Here is a 25,844-nt window from a genome sequence, read left to right as displayed (position 1 = left end):
GTTTTATAATCGGTGATTTGCTGGGTATCAGTTATAACTATTTGATAATTATGTTTTTAATTAATTATTATTGTTTGTTTTGAATAAAAGTATCACAAAACGATCTGGTTTTTGCGTAGTTTTCCACTGTTTTTTGCACTTGTAAATGGTTAACTTGTCGGTATGTCGAAAGGGAGTAATTGCTATGAAAGTTGACTGGCTTTTCAAAAACGTCACGGTGATCGACGGGAGCGGCGGGCCGCAATACCGTGCCGATGTGGCGGTGAAGGGCGACCGAATAATGGCTATCGCTCCGGCGCTGGACGACGCGGCGGAGCAGGAAATAGATGGTCAGGGGCGGGTACTGGCGCCTGGCTTTATCGATGTTCACACCCATGACGATATCAACGTCATCCGCATGCCGGAGTATCTGCCTAAGCTCAGCCAGGGGGTGACAACCGTGATCGTCGGCAACTGCGGGATCAGCGCGGCAACCGCCACCATGCGCGGCGAGGTGCCGGACCCGATGAATCTTCTCGGCGAACGACAGCACTTTATCTATCCCACCGTCGAAGCCTATGCCCATGCGGTAGAGGCGGCGCGACCATCGCTTAACGTCGGGACGCTGATTGGGCACACTGCGCTGCGCAATAACCATATGGATGACCTGTTCCGCCCGGCGAGCGAGACGGAAATCGCCGGCATGCGCATACAGTTGCGCGATGCGCTGCGCCAGGGCGCATTAGGACTGAGCACGGGACTTGCCTACGCCAGCGCCTTCCAGTCGACCACCGAAGAAGTGATGGCGCTCGCTGAGGAGTTGACGGCAGAGGGGGGAATTTACACCACCCACCTGCGTTCGGAGTTCGAGCCGATTCTGGAGGCGCTCGACGAGGCTTTCCGCATTGGTCGCCACGGTAACGTGCCGGTGGTGGTCTCGCACCATAAGTGCGCCGGCGCGAAAAACTGGGGTCGCACGAAGGAGACGCTGGCTTTCTTCGATGAGATGCGCCAGCGCCAGGAGATCGCCTGTGACTGTTACCCCTATTCCGCCAGCTCGTCGACGCTGGATATGAAGCAGGTCACCGATGAGTTCGATATCGTCATCACCTGGTCGGAAGCACAGCCCGAGCAGGCCGGAAAAACGCTGCAGCAGATCGCCGATGAATGGCAGGTGAGCCTGCACGACGCCGCGGCGCGGCTGATGCCGGCAGGCGCTATTTATTACAACATGGACGAGCAGGACGTACGGCGGGTGCTGGGTTATCCGGTGACCATGATTGGCTCCGACGGGCTGCCGAACGACCCGATGCCGCATCCGCGGCTGTGGGGCGCGTTTCCGCGGGTCCTGGGTCACTACTGCCGCGATGAACGGCTGTTTCCGCTGACTACCGCGATCCACAAAATGACCGGGCTGTCGTCGGCGCGCTTCCAGCTGGCGGATCGTGGGCTGGTAAAAGTGGGCTACTACGCCGATCTGGTGTTGTTTGACCCGCAGACGGTGCGCGATGTCGCCAGTTTCTCCGACCCGAAACGTCCGGCGGACGGTATTGAGGCGGTGATGGTTAACGGCGTGATGAGCTACGGCAGCGACAAAAAGATTATCGGGCGCGCGGGGCGTTTCCTGCGCCGCCGAATGAACTGAGGAGTGAAAGATGAGTATTAAACGTTATGGCGTGGAAGGTGGAACCGGGACCGGCGGGCAGCATCTGCCGTTCGCGCGGGCGGTGGAAGCGGGAGGCTGGCTGTACGTTTCCGGCCAGACGCCGATGAAGGACGGGGAAGTGGTGGAAGGCGGGATTGTCGACCAGTCGCGTCTGGCGATTCAGAACTGCGTGGATATCATGACCGAAGCGGGCTACACCCTGGCCGACGTGGTGCATGTTAAAGTGATCCTTACCGATGCGCGCTATTTTCAGTCTTTCAATAAAGTCTTCCGTGAGTTCTTTGGCGACAACCCGCCTGCCCGCATCTGCTGCGTAGCGGACCTGGTGGTGGATTGTAAAGTCGAAGTGGATGTGACCTGTTATAACGCTTCTCGCGCATAAAAAGTAAGTAACCAGAAATATAAACAGTCATTTTGAGCGCTGAAATAATTCAGCGCTTCGTAGCCTTTTACCTTTAGAAAATTAACTGGCAGGATGTGAATTATGAATAGTCATGTCTTTTTAGTCGGCTTTATTATTTACGCGTTGGCCATGATTTGGCTTGGCTGGTACGTGTCCCGTCATCAAAAAAGCGGTGAGGACTTTTTACTCGGCGGCCGTTCTTTGCCGCTGTTCCTGACGCTGGGATCCACCGTGGCGACCATGGTGGGAACCGGTTCAAGCATGGGCGCTGTCGGCTTCGGCTACAGCAATGGATGGGCCGGGATGCTCTACGGCGTGGGCGGCGCCATCGGTATTTTACTGGTGGCCTGGCTGTTTGCGCCGGTGCGAAAGCTGCGCTTTATGACTATGAGCGAAGAGCTTTCTTATTACACAGGAGGCAGCCATTTAATTAAAAACCTCGTCGGGATAATGATATTTATTGCCTCAATTGGCTGGCTAGGGGCACATATTCTTGGCGGGAGTATGTATTTAGCCTGGGCGACAGGAATTAATCTGACGGTGGCAAAAATTATTATTGCCATGGCGTTTGCGATTTACGTCATTATCGGCGGTTATTCTGCTGTGGTGTGGACGGACACCATTCAGGCATTAATTCTGTTTTTCGGTTTTATCCTGATGGCGATTCTGGCGGTGGTTCACGTCGGGGGATGGGATGCCATCGTTCAGGCGATGGATCCCAAGGCGATGAGCCTGTTTGCGGTCGATAAGTTGGGGACCATTCCGGCGCTATCGCTGGCGATGGTCATCGGCGTCGGCGTGCTGGCGACCCCTTCCTATCGCCAGCGTATTTACTCTGGAAAAGACGTCTCTTCGGTGCGGCGCTCGTTTGTCTATACCGGCGTGCTGTATCTGTTTTTCTCGGTGCTGCCGGCGATTATCGGCATGGCGGCCTGGACGATGAACCCCCATCTTGAGAACAGCAACTACGCCTTCCTGTTCGCCACCAGCTTCTTACCGGCGATCCTCGGGCTGGTGGTCCTGATTGCCGGACTTTCGGCCACCATGTCTTCGGCCAGCTCCGATGCGATAGCCGCCGTGGCCATCATGATGCGGGATGTCTATACCCTCGTTACCGGAAAAATGCCGCCGGCGCATAAGGCGATAACGCTCTCTCGCTGGATGCTGGCGTTCGTCATCGGCCTGGCGATGATCTTCGCCCTGACCTCGAACGATATCATCAGCTATATCACCAAAATGATCTCCATGCTGATGTCCGGGCTCTTCGTCTGTTCCATGCTTGGCCGCTTCTGGCTGCGCTTTAACTGGCAGGGCGCGCTCACCGCACTGCTGAGCGGCATGCTGGTGTCTATTGTGGTTCTGGTTAAGGCCGACTGGCTGGCTTACTGGGGCAATCCGTGCATTCCGTCGGTCGTTGGCAGCTTTGTTTCCGCTATTTTTGTCACCGTCATGACGCCAGCCAGCAAAATCAGCCGTCAGCAGGCGCTGGAAATGATTACCCAGGAGCGGGAAGGGGAGGCGATCCCGGCGAAGACGGCGGTGCAGGTCTCAGGAGAAGCACAATGAAGGATTATATTGCCGTCGACTGGGGCTCTACCCAGCTGCGCGGCTGGCTGATTCGCAACGGCCAGTGCGTCGAAACGAAGCAGCTGCCGCTGGGTATTACCCGCCTGAACGGACGATCGCCTGCCGATGTATTCGCGGAGCATTTGGCCCCCTGGCGCGGCGCACAGGCGCTGCCGGTGCTGATGGCCGGGATGATCGGCAGCGACGCGGGCTGGCAGGCGGTGCCGTATCTGGACTGTCCGGCGGCGATCGACGAGCCTTTGCGGCAGCTATGCGCCGTTGCTGAAGGCGTGTGGATTATTCCCGGCCTCAAGATTGAACAGGACGGGGATTTCAACGTGATGCGCGGCGAAGAGACGCAGCTGCTGGGGGCCTGCCAGCTGGCGCCGGCGGAGTGTTACGTGCTGCCGGGCACCCACTGCAAATGGGTACAGGTGGCGGGCGGCGCGGTGCGTTATTTTGCCACGGCGATGACCGGCGAACTGCATCATCTGCTGATGACGCAATCGCTGATTGGCAAAGGGCTGCCTGCCCAGCAGCCGGACGATGCGGTGTTTGAACGGGGGCTGGAAAAAGGGCTGGCGCAGCCGTCGCTGATTAGCGAACTGTTTGTCGCCAGGGCCGCCCGGGTGCTGGGAGGTCTGGCGGCGAGCTCGGTCAGCGATTACCTCTCCGGGCTGCTGATTGGTGCGGAGGTGGCGACCCTGGGGCAGCGTTTCCGTACTTCTGTCATCACGCTGGTTGGCGAACCGGCGCTGAATGCCCGCTACGGTCGGGCGATGAAGGCGCGCGGAATGACGGTTAACAGCTGCAGTGGCGATGAGGCATTGCTGGCTGGCATGGCGAGGATAATGCATGAACAAGATTAAGCTGGTGGCGATTTTACGCGGCATTCAACCCGCTGAGGCGGCAGATCATATTGAGACGCTAATCAATGCAGGCTTTCGCTATATCGAAATCCCGCTCAATTCGCCAGACTGGCAGCAGAGTATTCCGCAGATGGTTGCGCGGTTTGGCGAGCAGGCGATGATAGGCGCGGGAACGGTACTGCGCGTGGAACAGGTCGATTTTCTCGCTGAGGCCGGGGCGAAGCTTATCGTGACGCCGAATACCCAGCCTGCGGTGATCCGTCAGGCAGTGGCGCACGGAATGCAGGTTTGTGCCGGATGCGCCACCGCGACTGAGGCGTTTAACGCGCTGGATGCCGGGGCGCAGTGGCTGAAGATATTTCCGTCTTCTGCTTTCGGTCCGGACTACATTCGGGCGTTGAAAGCGGTGCTGCCGTCGGAGGTGCCGGTTCTGGCGGTGGGCGGCGTGACGCCGGAAAATCTGGCAACCTGGATGCGGGCTGGGTGCGCCGGAGCCGGCCTGGGCAGCGATCTTTATCGCGCCGGACAGGCCGTGGAATGTACCCGCCTGCAGGCGGAGAGGTTTATCGCCGCTGCCGGTGGCTAGTCGCCAAGAGGCTGGCGATCGACGCCGCCGCGGTGGCTGTCGAGGGCCAGCTTAATACGCCGTAATTTGCCTTTTGCCTGCGTTTTGTTGGCCATCGCCAGTTCGGTGGCCAGCACATCGACCATCGCCAGCATCGCATAACGCGAAGTGCTGGGCTTGAAGATATAGTCGTTTTCGCGCACCAGCAGCGGCAGCACCAGATCCGCCTGCTCCGCCAGCGGCGTCCCGGCGGGGGTAATCGCAATGACCTTCGCGCCGTACTGGCTGGCAATCGCCGCGCTCTCGATGATCTCCTGGGTATAGCCGCCCAGAGACAGCACAATCACCACATCCTGCGGCGTCACCGCCGAGCTCATCATGCGTACCAGCAGACCATCGCTCTGGCTGACGACCGGAAGACCGAGACGAAACAGGCGATATTGAATCTCCTGAGCGCAGATAGTTGACCCGCCGCCCATTCCAAGGGCGAGGATCTGCCGCGCTTCACTCAACCAGCTCACCGCACGTTTCAACGCCTCGATATCCAGCGCCCGCCGATTGGTCTCCAGCACGCTGATGATTGACTCATAGATCCCCTGTACGCCTTCGAGGTCCGGAACATCGAGGATAAACCGTTGGCCGACCGCAAGGGATTGCGCAAGCTTCATCTTCAGCTCACGGACGTCTTTACAGCCGAGCGCCCGGGCAAAACGGGTGACCGACGCCTGGCTGGTCTGAGTCAGACGCGCTATCTCGGCGATGGGTAGCTCCGCCGCCGCCGCGACATCATCGAGAATAAACTGCGCGATGCGTTTTTCGGTCGCCGTGAGTTCCACAAAGCGATCGGTAATACAGGAAATAATATCGATTGACCAGGACATACGGGTAGCAACAGGTAAGTTTTGATTGGTACTTTGTACCATATATCGCCGCTAAATTCAGCGCTGGCGTCTACAACGCCAGGCGCATGGCGCAGCGCATCTCCGGCGGCAGGCCGTGCCGGGTCTCCTGTTCTCTTTTCGCCGCCAGCCCGGCGGGCAGGGTCAGTTCATCGAGCATGGCGAATCCCAGACGGGTATAAAACGGCGCATTCCACGGCACGTCGCGGAAGGTGGTGAGGGTCACCGCCGGGTAAGCCATTTGCCGGGCGCCGTCGATAACCTGCTCCAGCAGCATCCGCCCGATGCCCTGATGCTGCCAGGCCTGGTGGACGGCGATTTCGACGATAAATAAGGCATCGTCGAGCGGTTCGGTCAGAATAAAACCCACCGGTTGCCCGGCGGCCACCGCCAGCAGACTATGTTCCGTTTCCAGATAATCATGATGGCGCGCAACGCTAATCACCTCGCTGTCCGCCAGCCAGGCGAGAGCGGGGATCTGACGAAAAGCCTGAGCGGCGGAACGTTCAATGGCCGGCAGAAGGGCGATATCACTCTCCTCGGTCAGGCGTAATCCGGCGCCGGCAGTTATAGTGTTAGTTTTCATCACCTCAGCATAGCAGCCTTCGGGAGAAAAGTATGGAGCTGACCGCCGTTCCCGCCACGCAGTTCAGCAGCGTGCAGTTAACGGATATTCTTAACGCCTGTTTTGCAGACTATCTGGTACCGGTGACCCAGTCGGTGGAGGGATTTGTTCAGCGCTTTAGCGCCGAGGGGATGAGCCTGATCGATTCCCGCGTCTGGCTGGCCGGAGATGAACCGGCGGCGATTGCGATCGTCGCGCGTCGGGGGAATATGGCTCGCCTGGCGGCCTTTGCACTGCGTCCGGCCTGGCGCGGCAAAGGTCTTGCGCGGAAATTGATGCAGGAGCTGCTGATGCTTCTGCAGCAGCAGGGGATCGAGACGGTTTTCCTGGAGGTGATCCGCGATAACCATGTGGCCGTCGCGCTGTATCAGTCGTTAGGCTTTACGCGGCGCTATGGGCTCTACGGCTACCTGAGCGCAGAGCCTCAGGCTGCGGCGCCAGGCGTGTTACAGCCTTATCCCACCCTGGCGCTGCTTAGACGCGCCGTTGAGGAGAGTAACAGTCAGCTCCCCTGGCTGATGGATCCGCTTACCTTCGCCACCCTGCCATGCCGCGTCGTGACGCTGGAACAGCGCGCCTTCGCGGTACTGGGCACCTCGGGTTCACGGCCTGTACTGCAGTTTTTATGGGTTGAACCCGCCGCCCGTCGCCAGGGGCTGGCACGGGCGCTGCTGATGGCGCTGGCGCAGCAGTTCCCGGGTATCGGCACTTCGGTGACGGTCCCGGAAACCTTTACGCCGCTGTTTGCCGCGGCGGGATATTCACCGCTATCGCTACAGCAGTATGAAATGACGATGGAGCTGACCGCAGCGAAGTTCGCTTAAGCGGGAGTGTGCGCTGGGCCGCAAAAAACAGCACGGGGCGCCGATAAGCCTCTCTTTTGCCGCATCATATCTCTTCGTAATGGCGACGAGGGGGATGTAATGCGTAAAACGGAACTGTTGGCTTTTTTGCAAAATCAGACCGATTTTTTCGATCCGGATAACCTGAACGAAGTGTTCACCGCCAGCTGGCTGGCTCAGCGTTTCGCGATGCAAAGAAATACCGCCAGCCATTATCTCAATCAGCTGGTCGCCCAGGACGTGCTGGTGAAGATCAACACCCGGCCGGTCTATTTTCTGCATAAAAAAGCCTTCTGCCAGCAGTTCTTCCCCCTTTCCCGCAGCGAGTACGCCAGCATGGCGGAGCTGCTCGCGGAGAGTGACCGCCAGCCGGAACAGGCGGACCATTTTTCGTTGCTGACTGGCCATGATGGCAGCCTGCGTAAACCGATTGAGCAGATGAAAACCGCGCTGTTTTATCCCAACGGCGGGCTACCGCTGCTTATCACCGGTGACAGCGGGACCGGTAAAAGCTATATGGCGGAGCTGATGCACGAGTTCGCGATCGCCCAGGGCCTGCTGGCGCCCGATGCGCCCTTCGTGAGCTTCAACTGCGCGCAGTATGCCAGTAATCCGGAGCTGCTGGCCGCCAACCTCTTCGGCTACGTCAAAGGCGCGTTTACCGGCGCGCAGAGCGATAAAGCCGGGGCGTTCGAGGCGGCAAACGGCGGGATGCTGTTTCTCGACGAGGTCCACCGCCTGGATGCTCAGGGGCAGGAGAAGCTGTTCACCTGGCTGGATCGCAAGGAGATCTACCGGGTGGGGGAGACCGCTCAAGGCCTGCCGATTTCGCTGCGGTTGGTGTTTGCCACCACCGAAGAGATTCACAGCACTTTTCTGACCACCTTTCTTCGTCGTATTCCGATCCTGGTCAGCTTGCCCGATCTTCAACACCGCAGCCGCGAGGAGAAGGAGGCGCTAACGCTGCAGTTTTTCTGGCAGGAGGCCCGGACGCTGGCCGCCCGGCTGCAGCTAACGCCGCGGCTTTTGCAGGTCCTGACGCAGTACGTTTATCGGGGCAACGTCGGCGAACTGAAGAATGTGGTGAAGTACGCCGTGGCATCAGCCTGGGCCAGGTCTCCGGGCAGCGAGATGCTGACCGTGACGCTGCACGATCTGCCGGAAACGATCATGGCGGCGACGCCGGCGCTCAGTGAAGCGATGGGCCAGCAGGAGCCGCTGCTAATCGAGCCGCAGACCAGCCTGGTCTGGTTGCTGCGGGCGCGCGACCCGGTTCAGGGGCTGATCTATGACGTTCAGTGTCGGATTTTGGCGCTGCATGAAGCGGTGCTGAATAAAAAAACGGTCTGGGAAGAGGCGCAAAGAAGCATGGGGGAGGAGATTGAAACCCTCTTCGATCGGCTGATCTTTGATAACCAGGATGCCAGTAGCTCGCAGATGTTGCTGCTGATCGCCCATCAGGTGCGGGAGGAGTATTATCGCCTGGAAAAACGCTTCAATATCCAGTTTAACGGTAACTGTCTTTACGCCCTGAGCCACTACCTGATCCATCGTTCCCGTCAGGCGCCGTCCACGATGAGCAATGAGAAAATCCGTCTGCTGGCGGATTTTCTGGCAAACAAATTCCCGCTGCTGTATCGCTTTTGCGAAGCGATCCTCGACGCGCTGGCGCTGAAGCTGGATATTGAGCCCCAACGTATTGACCTGCTGTTGCTGGTGCTGTGGTTCCAGAAAAATGGCGCTATTAGCCAGCAGCAGGTGACCCGGGCGATTATTCTCGCTCACGGTTACGCCACCGCCAGCAGCATCGCCAGCGTGGCGAACCGCTTGCTGAAAAGCCCGCTGTTTGAGTCATTCGACATGCCGCTCGATGTGACGCCGGAGGCTATCGCTAATCAGGTGATGGCCTACATTGAGCGCCACGCGCTGGCGTCAGGGCTGATCATTTTGGTCGATATGGGATCCCTGAACGCAATTCACAGCCATTTTAATCGTCGTCTGAACACGCCGGTGGCGATTATTAACAATGTCTCCACCGGCATGGCGATGTACGTCGGGGAGCGGATTTTGCACGGCGATATGCTGGAAGATATCGTCCGCGAGATCGGCGATGATCTGGCGGTTGAGCACCAACTCTATTACCCGCAGATCGATAAACCGCGGGCGATTTTGACCACCTGCGCCACCGGACTGGGCGCGGCGGCGAACCTGTCGGCGCTGTTAAAAGCCAGCATCCCTGAAGCGCTTGGCATTGATATTGTGGCCTGTGATGTGGAGACCCTTGCCGATCCCGCGCGGCGGGAGCCGATGCTCAGCCGCTACGAGGTGCTGGCGATCGTCGGCACCCTCGATCCGCATCTTGCCGATCTCCCGTGGATCTCGCTGGATTCGCTGATTTCCGGCGAAGGAAGTCGCCCGCTGATGCGTATCTTCGGCGAACTGGCGACGGCGGAGCAGGTTAGCGAGATCAACAACCTGATCCTGAAAAACTTCTCGCTGCGGCGAGTGATTGAGTCGGTGACGATCCTTGATACCGCGAAGGTGATCAACCAGGTTGAGCAGTTTTTGCTGCGCTATGAGCATCTGGCCGGGTACGAGGTGCCCAACGAACGTAAGGTAGCGCTGTATGTGCACATCAGCTGTCTGATAGAGCGGTTAATTCGCCACGCTTCCCCAACCCATTATTCGGGAAGGCAGTGTCCGGAGCGCGAGCTGGCTACGCTGCGCGAGGCCTTTAGTGTCATAGAGAGCGGATATAGTGTCAAAATTCCCGTTGTCGAGCTCTATTACATTCACGACATCCTGACGCGGGAAACGGAATTTATTCAGGAAGATCAAGAGTTTTAACGCTTCTCCCCCTTTTATCCTTACGTTAGCCGACGCGCCACTGTTTCTGGCACGTCGGTTGCAATTAAGAAAGCAGTGGAATGCGCTTTCGAGGTAAGGATGAAACGACACTATATTTTTGCCAGCCACGGCACCTTTGCTAACGGTTTGTTGAACTCTGTGGAGCTGATCCTCGGTAAACAGCCGGATATTCATACTCTGTGCGCCTATGTAGAAGAGGAGGTCGATCTGACGCAGCAGGTGGAGGCGCTGCTGGCGCGTTTCCCGGCGCAGGATGAGCTGATAGTGATTACGGATATTTTCGCCGGTAGCGTCAATAATGAGTTTGTGCGTTTTTTATCGCGCCCGCACTTTCATTTATTATCTGGGTTAAATCTACCGTTAATTATTGACCTGCTTATTTCTGCAGCGGAAGAGAATACCGAAAAATTAATTTCTGAAGCATTAATCAACGCCAAAGAGAGCATTCAGTACTGCAATCAGAGTATTGCCGGGGCGATGACTATGGATAAAGACTTCTGAAATGAGGATGCATGATGATTACGTTATTAAGGGTTGACCATCGATTACTTCACGGCCAGGTAGCCTTTTCCTGGACCCAATATGTCGGTGCCGATTGTATTTTAATCGCCAACGACAGTGTCCCTGAGGATGAACTGCGGAAAACCACCATTAAGCTTGCTAAACCACCCTCGGTAAAGCTGGTGATTAAAAATATAAATGATTCTATTGAAGCGATAACAAGTGGGGTTACCGATAAATATAATTTATTTATTGTTGTGGAATCGGTCAATGACGCCTGGCGTATTGCCAGCGCCGTTGAGGAAATAAAAAGTATTAATCTCGGTGGGATTAAGGCCAAAGAGGGCAGTAAAAATATTTCTAAGGCGATTAATTTACTGCCGGAGGAAATAGAGCAGTTGCAACAACTGGTGGGCAAAGGCGTCGAGGTGGAAATTCGCCAGGTCCCGAACGATCGCAAACAGCTTTTTACGGAATGCGTGTAATTCCGGAGGACAGATTATGGTAGAGGCTCTCTTACTGGGTCTGGTGGCGTTTATCGCGCAATCGGAATATGCCTTAGGGACGTCGCTGATTTCCCGGCCAATCGTCACCGGGCTGCTGACCGGTCTGGTGCTGGGGGATGTGCAGACCGGCGTCATCATGGGCGCGACGCTAGAGCTGGCGTTTATCGGCTCGTTCTCCGTTGGCGCCTCGATCCCGCCCGACGTGGTGACCGGCGGTATTCTCGGCGTGGCGTTCGCTATCACCTCCGGCGCGGGCACGGAAACGGCGCTGTTGCTCGGCCTGCCTATCGCCACCCTGACCCTGATCCTGAAAAACGTTTATCTGGGGATGTTCATTCCGTTGCTCAGCCAGAAAGCGGACGGCTATGCGGAACGGGCGGATACGCGCGGCATTGAGCGGATGCATTTGATCGCCGGATTCGGCCTGTCGCTAATGCTTGCCACGGTGGTGACCGTCTCATTCCTGGTGGGCAGCAACGCGGTGAAATCTCTGCTCGATGCGATCCCGGAATTTATCAAACACGGGCTTAGCGTAGCCACCGGGATCATTCCGGCTCTCGGCTTCGCGATGCTCGCCAGGTTGCTGATTAACAAGAAAGTGGCGCCGTACTTTTTCCTCGGCTTTGTATTGATGGCCTATTTGAAAATCCCGGTGACCGGTATCGCCATTCTCGGCGCCATCGTGGCGGTGGTGATGGTTAACGTCACCGCATTTAGCGCACCTCGTACCACGACAGAACAAGGAGTCAGCGATGACGACGAAGATGATTTCTGAAGAGACCCTGCAGCCGCAGGAGCAGGAAGAAACGCGAATTACGCCGCGTGATTTACGCCGGGTGTTCTGGCGCTCCTTCCAGATGGAGTTCTCGTGGAACTATGAGCGACAGATGAATCTTGCCTTTGTTTACGCGCTGATCCCGGTGCTGAAGAAGCTCTATCCGCGCAAAGAGGAGCTGGCCGGGGCATTGAAACGCCATCTGGTGTTCTTCAATACCACGCCGCATATCGTCACCCTGCTGCTGGGGATCACGACGGCGATGGAGGAGAAAAATAGCCAGCAGAAAAATATGGATGCCAATGCGATTGATAACGTCAAAGCTTCGCTGATGGGGCCGCTGGCCGGGCTGGGAGATTCCTTTTTCTGGGGGACGCTGCGCCTGATCGCCACCGGTATCGGCACCAGCCTGGCGCTAAAAGGCAATATTCTCGGGCCAATCCTGTTTCTGCTGGTATTTAACGTTCCGCACATTCTGGCGCGCTGGTGCTTTACCCGCTGGGGCTACGTGCTGGGCACCGGCGTCCTGCAGCGGATCCAGAAGAGCGGAATGATGGAGAGCCTGACCTACGGGGCATCGATTATCGGCCTGATGGTGGTCGGGGCGATGACCGCCTCAATGATCGATATCACCATCCCTGTCTCCTTTGGCGCCGGGGAGGCCAAAACCCAGGTGCAGGACATCATCAACGACATTCTGCCCTGCATGCTGCCGCTGGTGAGTTTCGGCATCGTCTACTGGCTACTTGGGCGCAAGGTTAAACCGCTCTCTATTATCGGCGGAATGGCGGTGGTGGGCATTCTGGGTTCGTGGATCGGATTGTTTTAACGGGAGTGAGCTATGCAACCAACAATGATGACCTATATCAGCGAAGAGCCGGCCTGTCTGGCGCAGATCCTGCGCGACTACCGGCAAAAGCTGGCGGCGATTGAGACCTTTGCCCGCCAGCACCCGGTACGCCGTATTTTGCTGCTGGCGACCGGATCGTCGCTGAACGCCGCGCTGTGCGCGCGCTATTTCTTTGAACAACGCTTCGGCGTGCTGGTTGACATTAAAGAGCCGTACAACTTTACCCATTACGAAGCTATCGACCCGCATACCGATCTGGTGGTGGCGATTTCACAGAGCGGAAAAAGCGCGTCGACGCTGGAGGCGATGCGTAAGGTACAGGCCTCAGGACTGCCGGTATTTTCCCTGACCTCCGACCCGCAAAGCCCGATAGCCCGCGCTTGCGATGGCGTTCTCGATATCAATACCGGGATCGAGAGCGTAGGGTTTGTCACCCGCGGCTTTAGCGCGACAGTGCTGAATCTGCTGCTGATGGCGCTGATGATTGCCCGCAGCCAGGGGAAGGCCAGCGAAGTCGAGGAGCAGCACTATCTTGCCGAATTCCAGCGGCTGGCGGCGGCGATCCCGGAAGTTACCGCCCGCACCGCATGTTTTATCGACAAGCATAGCGAAGCGCTGCGGGGAGGTGAGCGCTTTGTCGCTACCGGCTACGGCGCGCTGGTTGGCGTGGCGAAGGAGTTCGAAACCAAATTTACCGAAACGGTGCGCGTGCCTTCCAGCGGCTTTGAGCTGGAAGCCTATATGCACGGCCCCTATCTGGAAGCCAATGCCCGCCATGTGATGCTGTTTATTGAAGATACGCCGGACGGGCGAACCCGGGCGCTGCGCGACTATATGGCGCCGTCCATTGCCCGGGCCTTTACCCTGACGTTGAGCGACGAAGAGGATGAACAAACGCTGGCGCTAAACTGCCCGTGCGAGCATCACCTGGCGCCGCTGTTGCTGATTGTCCCAGTGCAGATGCTCGCCTGGCATACCGCAGGACTGAAAGGCATCGATCTGGCTAAACGTATTTTCGACGATTTTGACCGCGTCTTAAAAAGTAAAATCTGATTATTCAGGAGAAAACTATGTTGGGTTTTAATCAGGACGAGTACCTGACCAGTGCTCGCGAGATCATCGCTGCGCGTAAACAGGCTGAAACCGTGGCCGACGCTATTTATGACAGCGGCTGCAGCGCATTATTTTTTGCCTCGGTTGGCGGTTCCCTGGCCCCGATGATGGCTATTAATGAGTTTTCCAAAGAATTAACCAGCGTACCGGTTTATCTTGAGCAGGCGGCGGAATTAATCCATCGCGGGCATAAAAAATTAAATAAAGAGGCGGTTGTCGTCACGCTCTCTAAATCCGGCGATACCAAAGAGTCGGTGGCCATTGCCGAATGGTGCAAGGCGCAGGGGATACGCGTGGTAGCCATTACCCGTCATGCCGATTCGCCATTGGCTGCCGCCGCCAGATGGCATATTCCGATGTGCCATAAGAATGGCGTGGAATATGAGTATATGCTGCTGTACTGGTTATTCTTCCGCGTGATTTATCGTCACGGCGAGTTTGCTGAATATGAGCGTTTTGCCAGCCAGCTGGAATTGCTGCCGGAAAATCTGCTAGAGGCCAAGCGCCAGTTCGATCCGCAGGCGGATAAAATTGCCGCGCAATACCATAATAGCGACTACATGATGTGGATTGGCGGGGCGGAAATGTGGGGGGAAGTCTATCTGTTCTCGATGTGTATTCTCGAAGAGATGCAGTGGAAGCGGACGAAGTCGGTAAGCTCGGCTGAATTTTTCCACGGTACCCTGGAGCTGCTGGAAAAAGAGGTCCCGTTGTTTCTGGTGAAGGGCGAGGGGAAATGCCGGGCGCTGGACGAGCGCGTCGAACGCTTTGCCGAAAAGATAACTGACCATCTGGTGGTGATCGACCCACGCGACTATCCGCTGAACGGCATTGATGATGCGTTCCGCTGGATTATGGCGCCGTGCGTGGTGTCCACTCTGCTGGTGGACCGGCTGGCGGCCCACTTTGAGCACCATACCGGCCACGACCTGAATATCCGCCGTTATTACCGGCAGTTTGATTACTAAATCTTGCCCATGGCGGCCAGTCAGACTGGCCGCTCCGCTATTCTCCGAGGCGCTTCCCAGAAAATCATCGTCAAATCCAGCCGGGTAAAAACCGGTGGTAGAGTCCGGCTTTCCTTCTCTTTCAGGCAAGCGGATGGCCATGAAAAAACGGATGACCTCAACGCCGCATGATGCGGTCTTTAAACGATTTCTTCGCCACCCGGAGACAGCGAATGATTTCCTCATGCTCTATCTTCCCGAAGCGATCCGCCAGCGGTGCGATTTCGCTACCCTGAGGCTGCAATCGGCGAGTTTTATCGATGAGGATCTGCGCGCCTGGTATTCGGACGTGCTGTGGTCGGTGCGGACCACCTGCGGGGCGGGATATATTTACGTGGTGATAGAGCATCAGAGCTCGCCGGACAACCATATGGCTTTTCGTCTGATGCGCTATGCGATTGCCGCGATGCAGCGACACCTCGACGCCGGGCACAAAACGCTGCCGCTGGTGGTGCCGATGCTGTTTTATCACGGCGCAACCAGTCCGTATCCTTTTTCCCTCAACTGGCTGGATGAATTTGCCGACCCGCAGCTGGCGAAGAGGCTGTACGGCAGTCAGTTTCCATTGATCGACGTCACGGTCATGCCGGACGATGAAATCGTGCAGCATCGGCGGGTCGCCCTGCTGGAGCTGATGCAAAAGCATATTCGCCAGCGCGATCTCAGCGACATAACGGAGTCGTTGGCGGCCGTGGTGATGCTGGGATACACTAGCCCCCGGCAGTTGAGAATGCTGTTTCACTATATGCTGCAGTACGGTAACACGGCCGAGCCGGGCGTGTTTCTCCGCCGGCTGGCCCGCCGTCTGCCACAGTATGAGGAGACATTGATGTCTATCGCGCAAAAGCTTAAGCAGGAAGGTCGACAGGAAGGTCGGCATGAGGGCCGACAGGAAGGGCGCCTTGAGGGCTTACAGGAAGGGAGCCGGCGTGAGGCGCTGCGCATTGCCGGCAGCATGTTACAGAATGGCCTCGACAAAGAGACGGTACAGAAGATTACCGGACTGTCGGCTGACGAGCTCAAGCCGCTGTATTGCTAACACCCCGCCACCCAAACCGTTGCCCGGCGCCAAAACCCGCCGGGCAAGGTGGCTTTAACCTTCGCTTTTCACCACTTTGATCTCCACCATACCGATCCCCAGCTGACGCGGGGAGTGGCCGAGGATATTGCCCTCGTTGGTGGACTGCGGGTCCGGCGGAGTGATGGTCAGCGTGTTGCTGCGCGTCGGGTTGTCGAAATGCAGCGTCGTAGTGGTCACATCATTGACCAGAGTAAGCACTTGCTCACTTTGGCCAACCCGCACCGGGATCGGCTTATTGGCATTGGGACCGTAGGCTTTGGCGGTGATCACCAGATCAAATTTCTCCGGCAGCGGCTCTTTATATTCAATCTTCACGTCGCTGCCCAGCTGGGCATTGGACCACCGACCCCAGGACTCGGGGCGCGAAATGCCGCTAAATTGTTTCACCTCTTCCGGCGCGCCGGCAACGTTAAACACGAAGCTGTCGGCTTTATAGCGAATATCGTTGTCGACAACTTTCAGCGTATCGACGTTGCCCTTATAGCGCTCCATATCGATAAGGGTGTCCCTGAAGGCGGTCTTGCCTTTCCACTGTGGCTTATCAACGTGCTGAACCTTCTGCTCACCCCCGAGCTGGCCCTGCGAGACGCACCAGTCGGTGGAGAGCGCCAGCTCAGGAGACCACAGCTGGCCCATTTTATAGCAGCGATCGACCCACACGAAATTATCCCGCGGTGCGAAATCGGCCAGCTGGAAGCGCAGCGGCGCCGAGTATTCGCTCTCCGGCAGCGGTTCAACGCGCTGGTCCGACACCCGGAGCAGCAGCGGCAGACGGAAATGGCTGCCGGAGAAGGCGATCATGTTCTTCTGCGAGTCGATGGTGAAGTTTTTAATCTCTTTCGGGAAGTTCCACAGGCGGATCACGTCGGGTTTCCAGGCCAGGATCTTCTCTTTCATATTGATGAAAATACCGGAGAGCGACTGGCCGGAGAGACTGCTGCGCCCGAGGCCGATATAGTTATCGCCACCGAGAATATCCAGCACCGTCGCACCGTTATCCATGGTGTTGCGTTTCACTGCCAGGGTCTCCTGCTGCGGCCGATCGCCGCGCAGGACAAAGAACAAATTGCTGCGATCGTGCTTGTTGAGGTAATCCCAGGCGCTGTTCTTCATGGCCAGGTGGTCGGAAGAGACCACGATGACCGTGTTTTTGAAATAGGGAGAGGCTTTGATCTTCTCGATTAGCGCGGCGATATGTTCCTGGCTGCAGCTAACGGCGCTAAAGGAGAGGTTTTTCTTACCGTCCACGTCATAGCGTTTACGCTCGCAGGTGCGCGAAATAAAGCCGTCGGGATGGTGGGTGTCCACCGTCAGGGCGAACAGCGAAAAGCGTTTTCCGGACTGCGACAGCTCTTCGAATTTTTTCCACGTCTCCTCAAGTACCGTGTCGTCATAGAAGCCCCAGTCGTTGCGGTAGGCGGGATCCGCTACCGTGGTTTTGAGCTCTTCCGCCCCGAACAGGTGATCGAAGCCGTGGGACTTGAGAAAGACGTCTTTGCCAGCAAAGCGCAGGTTAGCTCCCTGCACAAAATAGTTTTCGTAACCGGAGTTTTTCAGGATATCGCCAAGGCAGATATTCTGCGGAAAGAAGCTGGATACGGAGGCCGAAGCGTTGCCTTCAAACGGCGCAAACAGCGGAATGCCGCACTGTGACGCGACCATGCCGGCGATGGTGTAATCGGTCCCCGGCAGCTGCATGGTATTGCTGAAATCAATGCCCTCATCTTTAATTCTGCCAAGCTCAGGGGTGAGGTTGGGGAACGCATCGTTATCAAAATAGGTGCGCTCAAGGCTTTCGCCATAGATATAGACCAGATTCAGCTGCGGATTGTCGATACGCTTCGACGGTTCTTTGTAGTACGCGGCAAAGTCCGGGTCTCCTTCCCGTGATTGCGATTTCACCAGCTCGCTGATTTGATGGAAGGCCGGGCTGGCGTCGACCGAGGCCAGCGCCAGCAGCAGCGCCGCCAGGCTGTAGCCGACGTGATGAGGATGATGCCGACGGCGGCGCAGCACCCACCCCAGGGCGCCAAAAACGGCAACCAGCGCGACGGCCACGCCGACGCCCGGCAGAATGTATTTGCCGATCCCGGCGCCGGTCAGGCTGTTGGTCAGAGTGTAGAGTACCGCGTCGTTGATGCCGTCGCCGGTAAAGTAGTCGCTGGCGTAGAGGGTGATATTCAGCACCACGAACAGGCCTAACACCGTGAGCGTGGCGGCAAACCACCAGGTGTTACGACCCGCTTTCCAGGCATAAAGCGCCACCGAAGCTAAAAATAAGGCGATGGATAACAACTCTGACACAGCTCATCCTCATTAACGCCAGTTATCGGCTGGCAGAACAGATTACTTTTCAAGCCACACTGTAATTGCAGCGCCATCTTGCTGCAATTCTAGCGTCATGAAAGTGTGCAGTTATTCAGAATTGGTTTAGAAGTTGCTTTTTTTGATCGGCGTCGCAGCCGGCGTGGCGGGGAAGCGCAAGGAGAAAAAGGAGAAAAAAGCCGTTTCAGGCCGCGCTGCCGTCGCGAAGGCGACAAACGCGGCATTAGCAGTACGTATCAGGAGAGGAAGTTAACGCCCTGTTTTAAGACCAGATCGCAGGCTTTGGTTTTCACCTGTTTCGCCAGCGAGCTGTTGCCAAGCGTATTCAGGTCCAGCTGCTGGCCGTTATTACTGTTGAGCAACCCCTGCAGGCCATCGAGATAGTTGGTGTCTTGTTTCTGTTTTTCCGGCGTGCTGAGTCCTAGTTTATCCAGCACCTGGTTTTTGACGTTATCGGCGCTGGTCACGGAGGCCAGCTTCTGTTGCGCGCAATATGACAAGATCCCGGCCGCATTATTCATGCTGCTGGCGGTCAGCGACTGGCTGCTGCCACTGAGCAGGCTGGTTAGCGAGGAGACGGACATGCCGCCGCTGCCAGCCTGGGTGCTGCCGCCGCTGAGCTGGCTGGCGGCGCTGTTGAGAGAATCCTGCCAGGAGGCAGCGTGGGCCCCGGAGAGGGTAAATGCGCTGAGGGTAAGCGCGGCAAGTAAGCCATTTTTTAACGATTTCATAGACGGACTCATAAGCGTGACTGAAGAATCACTTTAGTATAACGCCGCCGTTGTCCGGAAATCTCTTAATACTCCTTGCCGGTGACGCGGTGCCGGTAACTTTCCCAGTTGAAGATAACCCACAGGCTGTTGCCCAGGCGCATACGGTCCATCACCCGTTCGCCGAGCAGCTTATTCATCTCTTCCATATTACTGTTGGTTAGCATACCGGTAGGCCGTTTGGAGGAAGAGCGGCGGTCAACTATCTGATTGATAATGACCTTTTCATAGCGAGACTCCGTCTGCATACCAATTTCATCAATCACCAGAAGATCGACCTTGCTGAGATCGCTCAGTAATTGCTCTTCGCTCGTCTCCCGATTGCCGAAGGTATCTTTCATGGCTGACATAATATCAGCCACGGTGATAATTAAGACCGATTTCCCGCGCAGCAGCAGTTCGTTGCAGATAGCAGCCGCGAGGTGGTTTTTACCGGTGCCCGGTTTGCCGGAGAAGATAAAGCTGGCGATATTGCCATCAAACTCCTCCACGTACTGACGCGCCCGGGCGAGGGCGTTCATCTGCCCCTCGCACTCGACGCGATAGTTATCAAAGGAGCAGTTCTGATGCAGCGGGCGGATCCCCGAGCGGTTAAAGGTGCGCTGCATTTTCATCGCGCGGTTCTCCCGCTCCAGCGCTTCGGAACGCAGCTTGCCTTGCTCTTTTTGCCAGGCCAGCAGCTCTTCGCCGGTTTTAAACGCCGGTTCGATATGAGCCGGCATCATTTTCTGCAGGCGCTTCATCAGATCGCCAACGTTTTTCATGCTCATCCTCGGAAACCTCGCGGAATATGACTGTCGGGTTCGCTCACGCTGTTCACATCGCGCTTCGGCTGCCCGCCGTTGCTGGCGCGGCTGATTTGCACGCTGCGAGCCAGTTTCTGCTGCCACTGCACGTGGTGAAACACTTTACCTTCCGCCTGCCAGTAAGCGACAAAAGCGGCCAGCTCTTCCGGGGTGACCGGCTGGCTCAGGGCGATGCCCCACAGCGCGGCCAGACGCTGAAAGTCGGCGTCCGGCTGCCAGGCCGCATACATGGCAAATTTGCCCATCGGCACCGCAACCGGCGCCGCCGCGGGCTCGTCGAAAAACTGCGGGTCAAGCGCGATGTCGCTGCCGGGGCGCGCCAGCCTGGCTTCCAGTTCCAGCAGCTGCGCCAGCCGGTCTGGGGTCAGCGCATAGAACGCCGGGGCGTTGTTGGCAAAAACGGCGACAGTGCCGTCAGTCGATTTCGCCAGCAGCGCCGCGTGCTGCTGGAGGAACTCTTCCAGGCCGCTAAAATGGGAGGTTAAAATTCGCGAAGACATAACTCTATCTCAACTCTGAACTGCAAAGAGTGGGGTGATCTGCACATAGTAGCACAGAGCCCGTCGCGGAAGGAGCGTCGCGGCTTTACCGCGACGCCGGGGTTAGACGCGAGGGCGCTTACGATACAGCCACAGACCGGGTATCGACAGGCCGATGGAGAGGGCGCCCACGATTGAAGAGGCCTTTAAAAAATTGCTCAGCAGCAAAATCATCATCTCTTCAGAATAGCCAAAATGACTGATTTTTACCGCGGAGATCATCGCGGTGTAAGCGGAAATACCGGGAAACATCGGGATCACGGCGGCAACGGTAAAAATCTTCGGATGCGCCAGATACCAGCGCGACCACTGGATGCCGATGCAACCCACCAGCAGGGCGGCGAGAAACGTGGCCCATTCAATGTTAAAACCGGCGCTCATCATGACCATGCGCGAACCGTGGCCGATGGCCCCCAGCAGCGCGCACCAGCGCAGGGCGCGCCGCGGGACATTAAAGACCATCGCAAACCCGACGGCAGGGATCGCCGCCAGCAGCATGTCTTCCGCCAGCGCGAAAATAAACGAAATTATGCCCATCCCCGCAGCCCCCATACGGTCATTGCCATCACTACGCCAATGCAGGTGGCAAGGGTTAACAGGCTGGCGATCGCCCAGCGGGCGAGGCCGGTATTAATATGCCCTTTAAACATATCGGCGACGGCGTTGATCAGCGGAAAGCCCGGGACCAGCAGCAGGACGCTGGCGGCCATGGCAATGGTCGGGGTGCTGGCAAAGGTAGGGAGGCGCAGCAGCAGCCCGGAGATCGTGGTGGCCACAAAGGCAGTGATGCAGAAGTTGATCTGCGGATGCATGGAACGGTGGGTCAGCACCTGGCGAATGTACATGGCCACCGTGCTGGCGCAGAAGCTGACCAGCGCTCCATCCCAGCCGCCGTTATTCAGTTTACAGAAACAAGCGCAGGAGAGGCCCACCATGATCACCAGCAACCAGCGGGGATAGCGCAGGGGCCTAATCTGCGCGAAGCGCTTCTCGACGTCGCGATAGTCCAGCAGCTTATGCTCGGCGAGGATCACGATATGCTGCACTTCCGTCACCACATGCATATTAATGCCGCGGTCGACATTCTTACGCGTTGAGGTAAGACATTCGCCATTCTTAATGGTGGTCAGGACGATAGCGTTGGAGGAGATGGCGCTTTCGACGCTGTCCATCCCCAGCGCCAGCCCAAGACGCGTTGAAAGCTCTTCCACCAACGCGCTTTCGGCGCCGTGCTGTAACAAAAAAAGACCACACTGGATGCATAATCGTGTGATTGCCCGCTGCTGTGCCCGATCAACCTGCATATTTCCTCTGCTGTCCGCGACGCCTGGTATCTGCCGATACTTTAACCTGAAGCGCCTGGGCGGCTGAGGGGGGTGGGATCAAATAATGTGCAAAAATTTCCCGCCCGCCGGAGGGGCAGAATTTGAAGCTTCCCACACTTTTGCCAGTTTGGTGAAAAGTGCAATTTTTGTCGCCATTCATCCCTTCTTTTTCCCGTCTGACTTATCAAAAATGCAGGAAAGCACTTTTATTAAACAAAAAATATACAAATAATTAACCCTGCAAAAGTGAGACAATCCTATGAAAACACAGGTCGCGATTATTGGCGCTGGCCCTTCCGGGCTGCTGCTGGGGCAGCTCCTGCACAACGCCGGCATCCACACGGTCATTCTTGAGCGTCAAACGCCGCAGTATGTGCTGGGGCGCATCCGCGCGGGAATTCTGGAAAGCGGTACCGTCGATCTGCTTCGCGAAGCGGGCGTGGCGCAGCGAATGGACGTCGAAGGCCTGGTGCATCATGGGGTGGAGTTTCTCTTTGACGGCCAGCGGGTGCCCGTCTCACTGAGCGAGCTGACCGACGGCAAGAGCGTGATGGTTTACGGCCAGACTGAAGTGACCCGCGATCTGATGGCTGCCCGGGCCGCCAGCGACGCGCCGATCGTGTACGGCGTGAGCGAAGTGACTATCCATGACGCGAAAAGCGACCGGCCGACGATCACCTATCTTAGCGAAGGAGAATTCTGTCGCCTGGAGTGTGACTTTATCGCCGGTTGCGACGGGTTCCATGGCGTGTCGCGGCAAAGTATTCCCGCTGACATCCTCAAGACTTACGAGAGCGTCTGGCCGTTCGGCTGGTTAGGCCTGCTGGCGGATACGCCGCCGGTCAATCCGGAGCTGATCTATGCGCATCATCAGCGGGGATTCGTTTTATGTAGTCAGCGCTCACTTACTCGCAGCCGCTACTATCTGCAGGTTCCGCTGAGCGATAAAGTGGAAGACTGGTCGGACGAACGCTTCTGGCAGGAGTTGAAATGCCGATTGCCGGCGGATCTGTCATCAAAGTTAGTGACTGGTCACTCACTTGAGAAAAGCATCGCTCCCTTGCGCAGCTTCGTCGTAGAGCCGATGCAATATGGGCGATTGTTTCTGGTGGGGGATGCCGCGCATATCGTACCGCCGACCGGCGCTAAAGGGTTGAACCTGGCGGCATCGGACGTGAACTATCTGTGGCGGATCCTTCGCGAATACTACCATCATGGCCGGAGCGATCTGCTCGCGACCTATTCGCGACTGGCGCTGGATCGGGTCTGGAAAGGGGAACGCTTTAGCTGGTTCATGACCCGCCTGCTGCACGATTTCCCGCAGCAGAACGAATTCGACGCCAAAATGCAGGCGGCCGATCGCCGCTACTATCTGGGCTCGCGCGCCGGGCTGACCACCATCGCGGAAAACTACGTGGGCCTGCCCATGGAGCGCGTCGTCTGACTGAACAGGAGTAACTATGTCGCCCGTCCAAACTGTTCCGGTATTTAAGCTCTATGGCGAGGAGCGCGGCTGGCCGACGCCGGACCTGCTGCACTGCGAATCGATTTTGCAGCGCAGCAGCCTGTATCAGTGGCATATTCGTGTCCACCAGCACGCCGAAATGGTCCAGCTCCTCTATCTGCACAAAGGTCGGGCGGAGATCGAAATTGAAGGCACCACTGCGGTGATGACGGAATCCTGCATCCAGGTGGTGCCCGCCCTCTGCATTCATGGCTTTCATTTTTCACCCGGGACGCACGGATTTGTGCTCTCCCTGGCGCTGCCGCTGCTGAGCCGCTTTGAAAATCAGTTCGGCCGGCCGCTGGATGTGCTTAGCGTAGCGCAGTGTCTGCCGGTGGGGCGTTCCCGGGGGCGTATGCATACGCTGTTTTCAGCGCTTCGCGAGGAGTACAGTGCCGATCATGACGCACGGGAAATGATGCTTTATTCGCTGCTGGGGACGCTGCTGGTCTGGCTGAACCGGCAGTGCCGCCCCGCACCGCCCGCGGAAGACAAAGCGGAGCGAAAGCGCAGTATGATGCGTCATTTTTCCCGGCTTATTGAGAGCCACTACCGGCAGCATCTCCCGCTGGCGGAGTATGCGAAGTTGATTGGGCTGTCGGTCACGCATTTAAACTATTTATGTCGCGAGTTCTATGGCTGTAGCGCTCTCGGGGTACTGCATCAGCGACTGATGCTTGAGGCGCGGCGTAACCTGCAGTACACTCGCATGACGGTAACGCAACTCTCTGATTATTTGGGTTTTAGCGACGCCGCCTATTTTTCTCGCTTTTTCCGCCGCTACAGTGGCATGTCGCCTAAAGCATTTAGAGAAGCAATTAAAGAGAATGCTTCATAATTTTCAAGCCTGAAATTATTTTTGCTAAATAATAGTTTTATCTTTTCTAATTTATTAGCGCAGAGGCGTCTGTGCTAATATTCATCGCAAGTATACACAGGAATAATATTTACACGGTATGACCACGGTTCGGTCATTCAGTATATCGTGTACGCGGGCCATGAATATGTTTTTAATATTCATCCAGTAAATGGTATGGCGATCGAGTCACTCGCCGAACGTTTACGGGCAAGCGAAGGAACTTCGACAGGAAGCGGAGGTGTTATGTTACCAGGACAAGGTAAGTTTGGCGTCGTTATTAGTAAAATCCCCGTCATGCAGTCAGGGTTAAAGGTGATCTTCAATGAGAACCTCCCGGATTACGAACTCAGTTTTTGTCGCTCTCATGATGAGCTCACCCTTTTACAACTGCGGCGGGCGGTGCTGGTCGTTGCGGATATCTCCGGCGAGATTGCGCAACCCCGGGCCGTCTGCGAGCGTTATTACGCCCTCATGACCCAGTATCGTGATATTCACTGGGTTTTTATGGTCAGCGACAGCCTCTATCCATTAGCCGTTGAGCTATTAATTCGTCCCGAAAGCTCGCTCATCTCCGAGAGCGAGCCGGTAAACCGGCTGATTGAGGTGATTTGTGCCGGTAGCCGTGCGGCTGAGCAGATTAGCCGTACGCTGTTTACCGGGAATGAGGACAGCGATTTCGCAAGCTACCACTCTGCGGCGATGCTGACCCTGTCAGAGCGAAAAGTTCTGCGCCTTCTGGCGAAGGGATGGGGAATTAACCAGATCGCCGCGCTGTTGAAAAAGAGCAATAAGACGATCAGCGCGCAGAAAAATAGCGCAATGCGTCGCTTATCGCTACGCAGCAACGCTGAAATGTATGCCTGGATCAACAGCGCGCAGGGAATGCAAGAGCTGAATATCAATTCAGCTTACGGGGAGCAAATGGAATGGAAAAAAATAGCACAACCCGTCATGTCGCCATCGTAGAAAAATGTGTGATGACGGAAATGGCCTGGCGCTATATCTTTAGCCGTGAAGATAACAGCCAATACCGCATTCATTTTTTTAAAAATATCAATTTGCTCAGGGCGGTGGAAGCGTCGTTCCCATGGTCAGCAATGATCTTTTCACTTTCAGGGAGTCGTTCGTCCAGAGCCGAGAGCCTGCTTTTTCTTCACGAGATGGCGAGGATCCGACCGGAAGTCCAAACGATTATTCTGGCTAATAATGAAAGCGAAATGCGCCTGATCGGCCATTTAATGCCGTCCTGCCTGCACGGTATATTAAATAAATCTGCGCCGCGACGCGGGTTGCAGGAGCATTTATTACAGCTGCTGGATAATCATTCCCTCGCCGGCAAAGAGCATTTTTGCGGCAGAGAGGCATGCAACGATCCGCTAAGTCCGACGGAGCACGCTATTCTTCGGTATATGTCGTGGGGATATTCGCTTTCGGAAATTGCGGTGCAGCTGAACCGGAACATTAAAACCATCCGCGCGCATAAGTTCAACGCCATGACCAAGCTCGGGGTTCGCTCTGACATTGGTTTATTAAACGCGGCGGATATCTTGCTGCATTTACCGATAAACGGCCCGACCAGCGCCGTTAAACAGGTGGCATAA

Annotated in this window: 27 protein-coding genes; 18 read left to right on the top strand and 9 right to left on the bottom strand. The window is 56.6% G+C overall.

Annotation, left to right across the window (positions count from 1 at the left end; genetic code table 11):
* Nucleotides 1-60 precede the first annotated feature (60 nt).
* A complete protein-coding gene (locus ACLH1I_RS15870; protein WP_032426003.1) occupies nt 61-207 on the bottom strand; it encodes a hypothetical protein in 147 nt (48 codons plus the stop codon).
* Here ACLH1I_RS15870 and ACLH1I_RS15865 point away from each other — a divergent pair.
* From ACLH1I_RS15865 to ACLH1I_RS15845, 5 genes are all read left to right on the top strand, one after another.
* Complete coding sequence (locus tag ACLH1I_RS15865) at nt 185-1,624, top strand: N-acyl-D-amino-acid deacylase family protein (RefSeq protein WP_065802798.1); 1,440 nt, start codon at nt 185-187, stop codon at nt 1,622-1,624. The genes ACLH1I_RS15870 and ACLH1I_RS15865 overlap by 23 nt on opposite strands.
* A gap of 10 nt (nt 1,625-1,634) precedes the next feature.
* A complete protein-coding gene (locus tag ACLH1I_RS15860; protein WP_004204205.1) occupies nt 1,635-2,027 on the top strand; it encodes a RidA family protein in 393 nt (130 codons plus the stop codon).
* A 102-nt stretch (nt 2,028-2,129) separates the two neighbouring features.
* Nucleotides 2,130-3,614, top strand: coding sequence for a sodium:solute symporter family protein (locus tag ACLH1I_RS15855; protein ID WP_065802797.1), 1,485 nt, complete (start codon nt 2,130-2,132; stop codon nt 3,612-3,614).
* Nucleotides 3,611-4,483, top strand: coding sequence for a 2-dehydro-3-deoxygalactonokinase (locus ACLH1I_RS15850; RefSeq protein ID WP_032455508.1), 873 nt, complete (start codon nt 3,611-3,613; stop codon nt 4,481-4,483). Before ACLH1I_RS15855 ends, ACLH1I_RS15850 begins: the two co-directional genes overlap by 4 nt.
* The gene (locus tag ACLH1I_RS15845) at nt 4,470-5,069 is read left to right on the top strand and encodes a 2-dehydro-3-deoxy-6-phosphogalactonate aldolase (RefSeq protein WP_032455509.1); all 600 of its coding nucleotides are present in this window, start codon (nt 4,470-4,472) and stop codon (nt 5,067-5,069) included. Before ACLH1I_RS15850 ends, ACLH1I_RS15845 begins: the two co-directional genes overlap by 14 nt.
* Here the strand turns inward: ACLH1I_RS15845 and ACLH1I_RS15840 are convergent.
* Entirely contained in the window at nt 5,066-5,929 is an 864-nt protein-coding gene (locus ACLH1I_RS15840; protein ID WP_032455510.1) for a MurR/RpiR family transcriptional regulator, read from the bottom strand. The two genes, ACLH1I_RS15845 and ACLH1I_RS15840, sit on opposite strands and share 4 nt — an antisense overlap.
* A gap of 70 nt (nt 5,930-5,999) precedes the next feature.
* Nucleotides 6,000-6,533, bottom strand: coding sequence for a GNAT family N-acetyltransferase (locus tag ACLH1I_RS15835; protein WP_048322916.1), 534 nt, complete (start codon nt 6,531-6,533; stop codon nt 6,000-6,002).
* A gap of 32 nt (nt 6,534-6,565) precedes the next feature.
* Between ACLH1I_RS15835 and ACLH1I_RS15830 the strand changes: the two genes are divergently transcribed.
* The 9 genes from ACLH1I_RS15830 (at nt 6,566) to ACLH1I_RS15790 (ending at nt 16,073) form a co-directional block, all read left to right on the top strand.
* Complete coding sequence (locus ACLH1I_RS15830; protein ID WP_065802796.1) at nt 6,566-7,396, top strand: GNAT family N-acetyltransferase; 831 nt, start codon at nt 6,566-6,568, stop codon at nt 7,394-7,396.
* Nucleotides 7,397-7,495: 99 nt separating this feature from the next.
* The gene (locus ACLH1I_RS15825) at nt 7,496-10,261 is read left to right on the top strand and encodes a sigma 54-interacting transcriptional regulator (RefSeq protein ID WP_102005154.1); all 2,766 of its coding nucleotides are present in this window, start codon (nt 7,496-7,498) and stop codon (nt 10,259-10,261) included.
* Between the two features lie 99 nt (nt 10,262-10,360).
* On the top strand, nt 10,361-10,783 hold the full coding sequence (locus tag ACLH1I_RS15820) for a PTS sugar transporter subunit IIA (RefSeq protein ID WP_004886440.1): 423 nt from the start codon (nt 10,361-10,363) through the stop codon (nt 10,781-10,783).
* 14 nt (nt 10,784-10,797) lie between these two features.
* Nucleotides 10,798-11,268: a PTS sugar transporter subunit IIB gene (locus tag ACLH1I_RS15815; RefSeq protein ID WP_004886443.1), complete on the top strand. Its 471-nt coding sequence runs from the start codon at nt 10,798-10,800 to the stop codon at nt 11,266-11,268.
* Between the two features lie 16 nt (nt 11,269-11,284).
* Entirely contained in the window at nt 11,285-12,064 is a 780-nt protein-coding gene (locus ACLH1I_RS15810; protein WP_004886445.1) for a PTS mannose/fructose/sorbose/N-acetylgalactosamine transporter subunit IIC, read from the top strand.
* A complete protein-coding gene (locus ACLH1I_RS15805) occupies nt 12,042-12,893 on the top strand; it encodes a PTS system mannose/fructose/sorbose family transporter subunit IID (protein ID WP_043522309.1) in 852 nt (283 codons plus the stop codon). Before ACLH1I_RS15810 ends, ACLH1I_RS15805 begins: the two co-directional genes overlap by 23 nt.
* 12 nt (nt 12,894-12,905) lie before the next feature.
* Nucleotides 12,906-13,967 (top strand): SIS domain-containing protein, encoded by a 1,062-nt coding sequence (locus ACLH1I_RS15800; RefSeq protein ID WP_065697293.1) that lies wholly within the window; start codon nt 12,906-12,908, stop codon nt 13,965-13,967.
* A gap of 17 nt (nt 13,968-13,984) precedes the next feature.
* On the top strand, nt 13,985-14,995 hold the full coding sequence (locus ACLH1I_RS15795; protein ID WP_192796523.1) for an SIS domain-containing protein: 1,011 nt from the start codon (nt 13,985-13,987) through the stop codon (nt 14,993-14,995).
* Nucleotides 14,996-15,128: 133 nt separating this feature from the next.
* Nucleotides 15,129-16,073 carry an Rpn family recombination-promoting nuclease/putative transposase gene (locus ACLH1I_RS15790; RefSeq protein WP_074384302.1) on the top strand — a complete coding sequence of 315 codons (945 nt, stop codon included), beginning with the start codon at nt 15,129-15,131 and terminating at the stop codon, nt 16,071-16,073.
* 54 nt (nt 16,074-16,127) lie between these two features.
* On the opposite strand, the gene opgB is transcribed toward ACLH1I_RS15790, so the two are convergent.
* The 6 genes from opgB to ACLH1I_RS15760 form a co-directional block, all read right to left on the bottom strand.
* Nucleotides 16,128-18,419 (bottom strand): phosphatidylglycerol--membrane-oligosaccharide glycerophosphotransferase, encoded by a 2,292-nt coding sequence (gene opgB, locus ACLH1I_RS15785; RefSeq protein ID WP_017899105.1) that lies wholly within the window; start codon nt 18,417-18,419, stop codon nt 16,128-16,130.
* 257 nt (nt 18,420-18,676) lie between these two features.
* The gene (locus tag ACLH1I_RS15780; RefSeq protein ID WP_004886462.1) at nt 18,677-19,171 is read right to left on the bottom strand and encodes a DUF2501 domain-containing protein; all 495 of its coding nucleotides are present in this window, start codon (nt 19,169-19,171) and stop codon (nt 18,677-18,679) included.
* A 65-nt stretch (nt 19,172-19,236) separates the two neighbouring features.
* The gene (dnaC, locus tag ACLH1I_RS15775) at nt 19,237-19,974 is read right to left on the bottom strand and encodes a DNA replication protein DnaC (RefSeq protein WP_025999144.1); all 738 of its coding nucleotides are present in this window, start codon (nt 19,972-19,974) and stop codon (nt 19,237-19,239) included.
* Nucleotides 19,975-19,976: 2 nt separating this feature from the next.
* Nucleotides 19,977-20,516, bottom strand: coding sequence for a primosomal protein DnaT (dnaT, locus tag ACLH1I_RS15770; protein WP_017899103.1), 540 nt, complete (start codon nt 20,514-20,516; stop codon nt 19,977-19,979).
* Nucleotides 20,517-20,618: 102 nt separating this feature from the next.
* Complete coding sequence (locus ACLH1I_RS15765) at nt 20,619-21,092, bottom strand: threonine/serine exporter (protein WP_032455516.1); 474 nt, start codon at nt 21,090-21,092, stop codon at nt 20,619-20,621.
* The gene (locus ACLH1I_RS15760; protein ID WP_017899102.1) at nt 21,083-21,859 is read right to left on the bottom strand and encodes a threonine/serine exporter ThrE family protein; all 777 of its coding nucleotides are present in this window, start codon (nt 21,857-21,859) and stop codon (nt 21,083-21,085) included. Before ACLH1I_RS15760 ends, ACLH1I_RS15765 begins: the two co-directional genes overlap by 10 nt.
* Before the next feature lie 280 nt (nt 21,860-22,139).
* Here ACLH1I_RS15760 and pobA point away from each other — a divergent pair, with 280 nt between their 5' ends.
* From pobA to bglJ, 4 genes are all read left to right on the top strand, one after another.
* Nucleotides 22,140-23,324: a 4-hydroxybenzoate 3-monooxygenase gene (pobA, locus tag ACLH1I_RS15755; RefSeq protein WP_032455518.1), complete on the top strand. Its 1,185-nt coding sequence runs from the start codon at nt 22,140-22,142 to the stop codon at nt 23,322-23,324.
* Nucleotides 23,325-23,340: 16 nt separating this feature from the next.
* Nucleotides 23,341-24,222, top strand: a complete 882-nt coding sequence (locus ACLH1I_RS15750; RefSeq protein WP_023319686.1) for a helix-turn-helix domain-containing protein — start codon at nt 23,341-23,343, stop codon at nt 24,220-24,222.
* 264 nt (nt 24,223-24,486) lie between these two features.
* Complete coding sequence (locus tag ACLH1I_RS15745; RefSeq protein ID WP_025999143.1) at nt 24,487-25,209, top strand: helix-turn-helix transcriptional regulator; 723 nt, start codon at nt 24,487-24,489, stop codon at nt 25,207-25,209.
* Nucleotides 25,170-25,844, top strand: a complete 675-nt coding sequence (bglJ, locus tag ACLH1I_RS15740; RefSeq protein ID WP_023319687.1) for a DNA-binding transcriptional activator BglJ — start codon at nt 25,170-25,172, stop codon at nt 25,842-25,844. Before ACLH1I_RS15745 ends, bglJ begins: the two co-directional genes overlap by 40 nt.

Origin of the sequence: Klebsiella sp. 1SOBk10mer (assembly GCF_046602535.1) — a bacterium.
Taxonomy (GTDB): Bacteria; Pseudomonadota; Gammaproteobacteria; order Enterobacterales; family Enterobacteriaceae; genus Klebsiella; species Klebsiella quasipneumoniae.
Note: the sequence above shows the minus strand (reverse complement) of the source record. Positions and strands in the feature narration are given on the sequence as shown.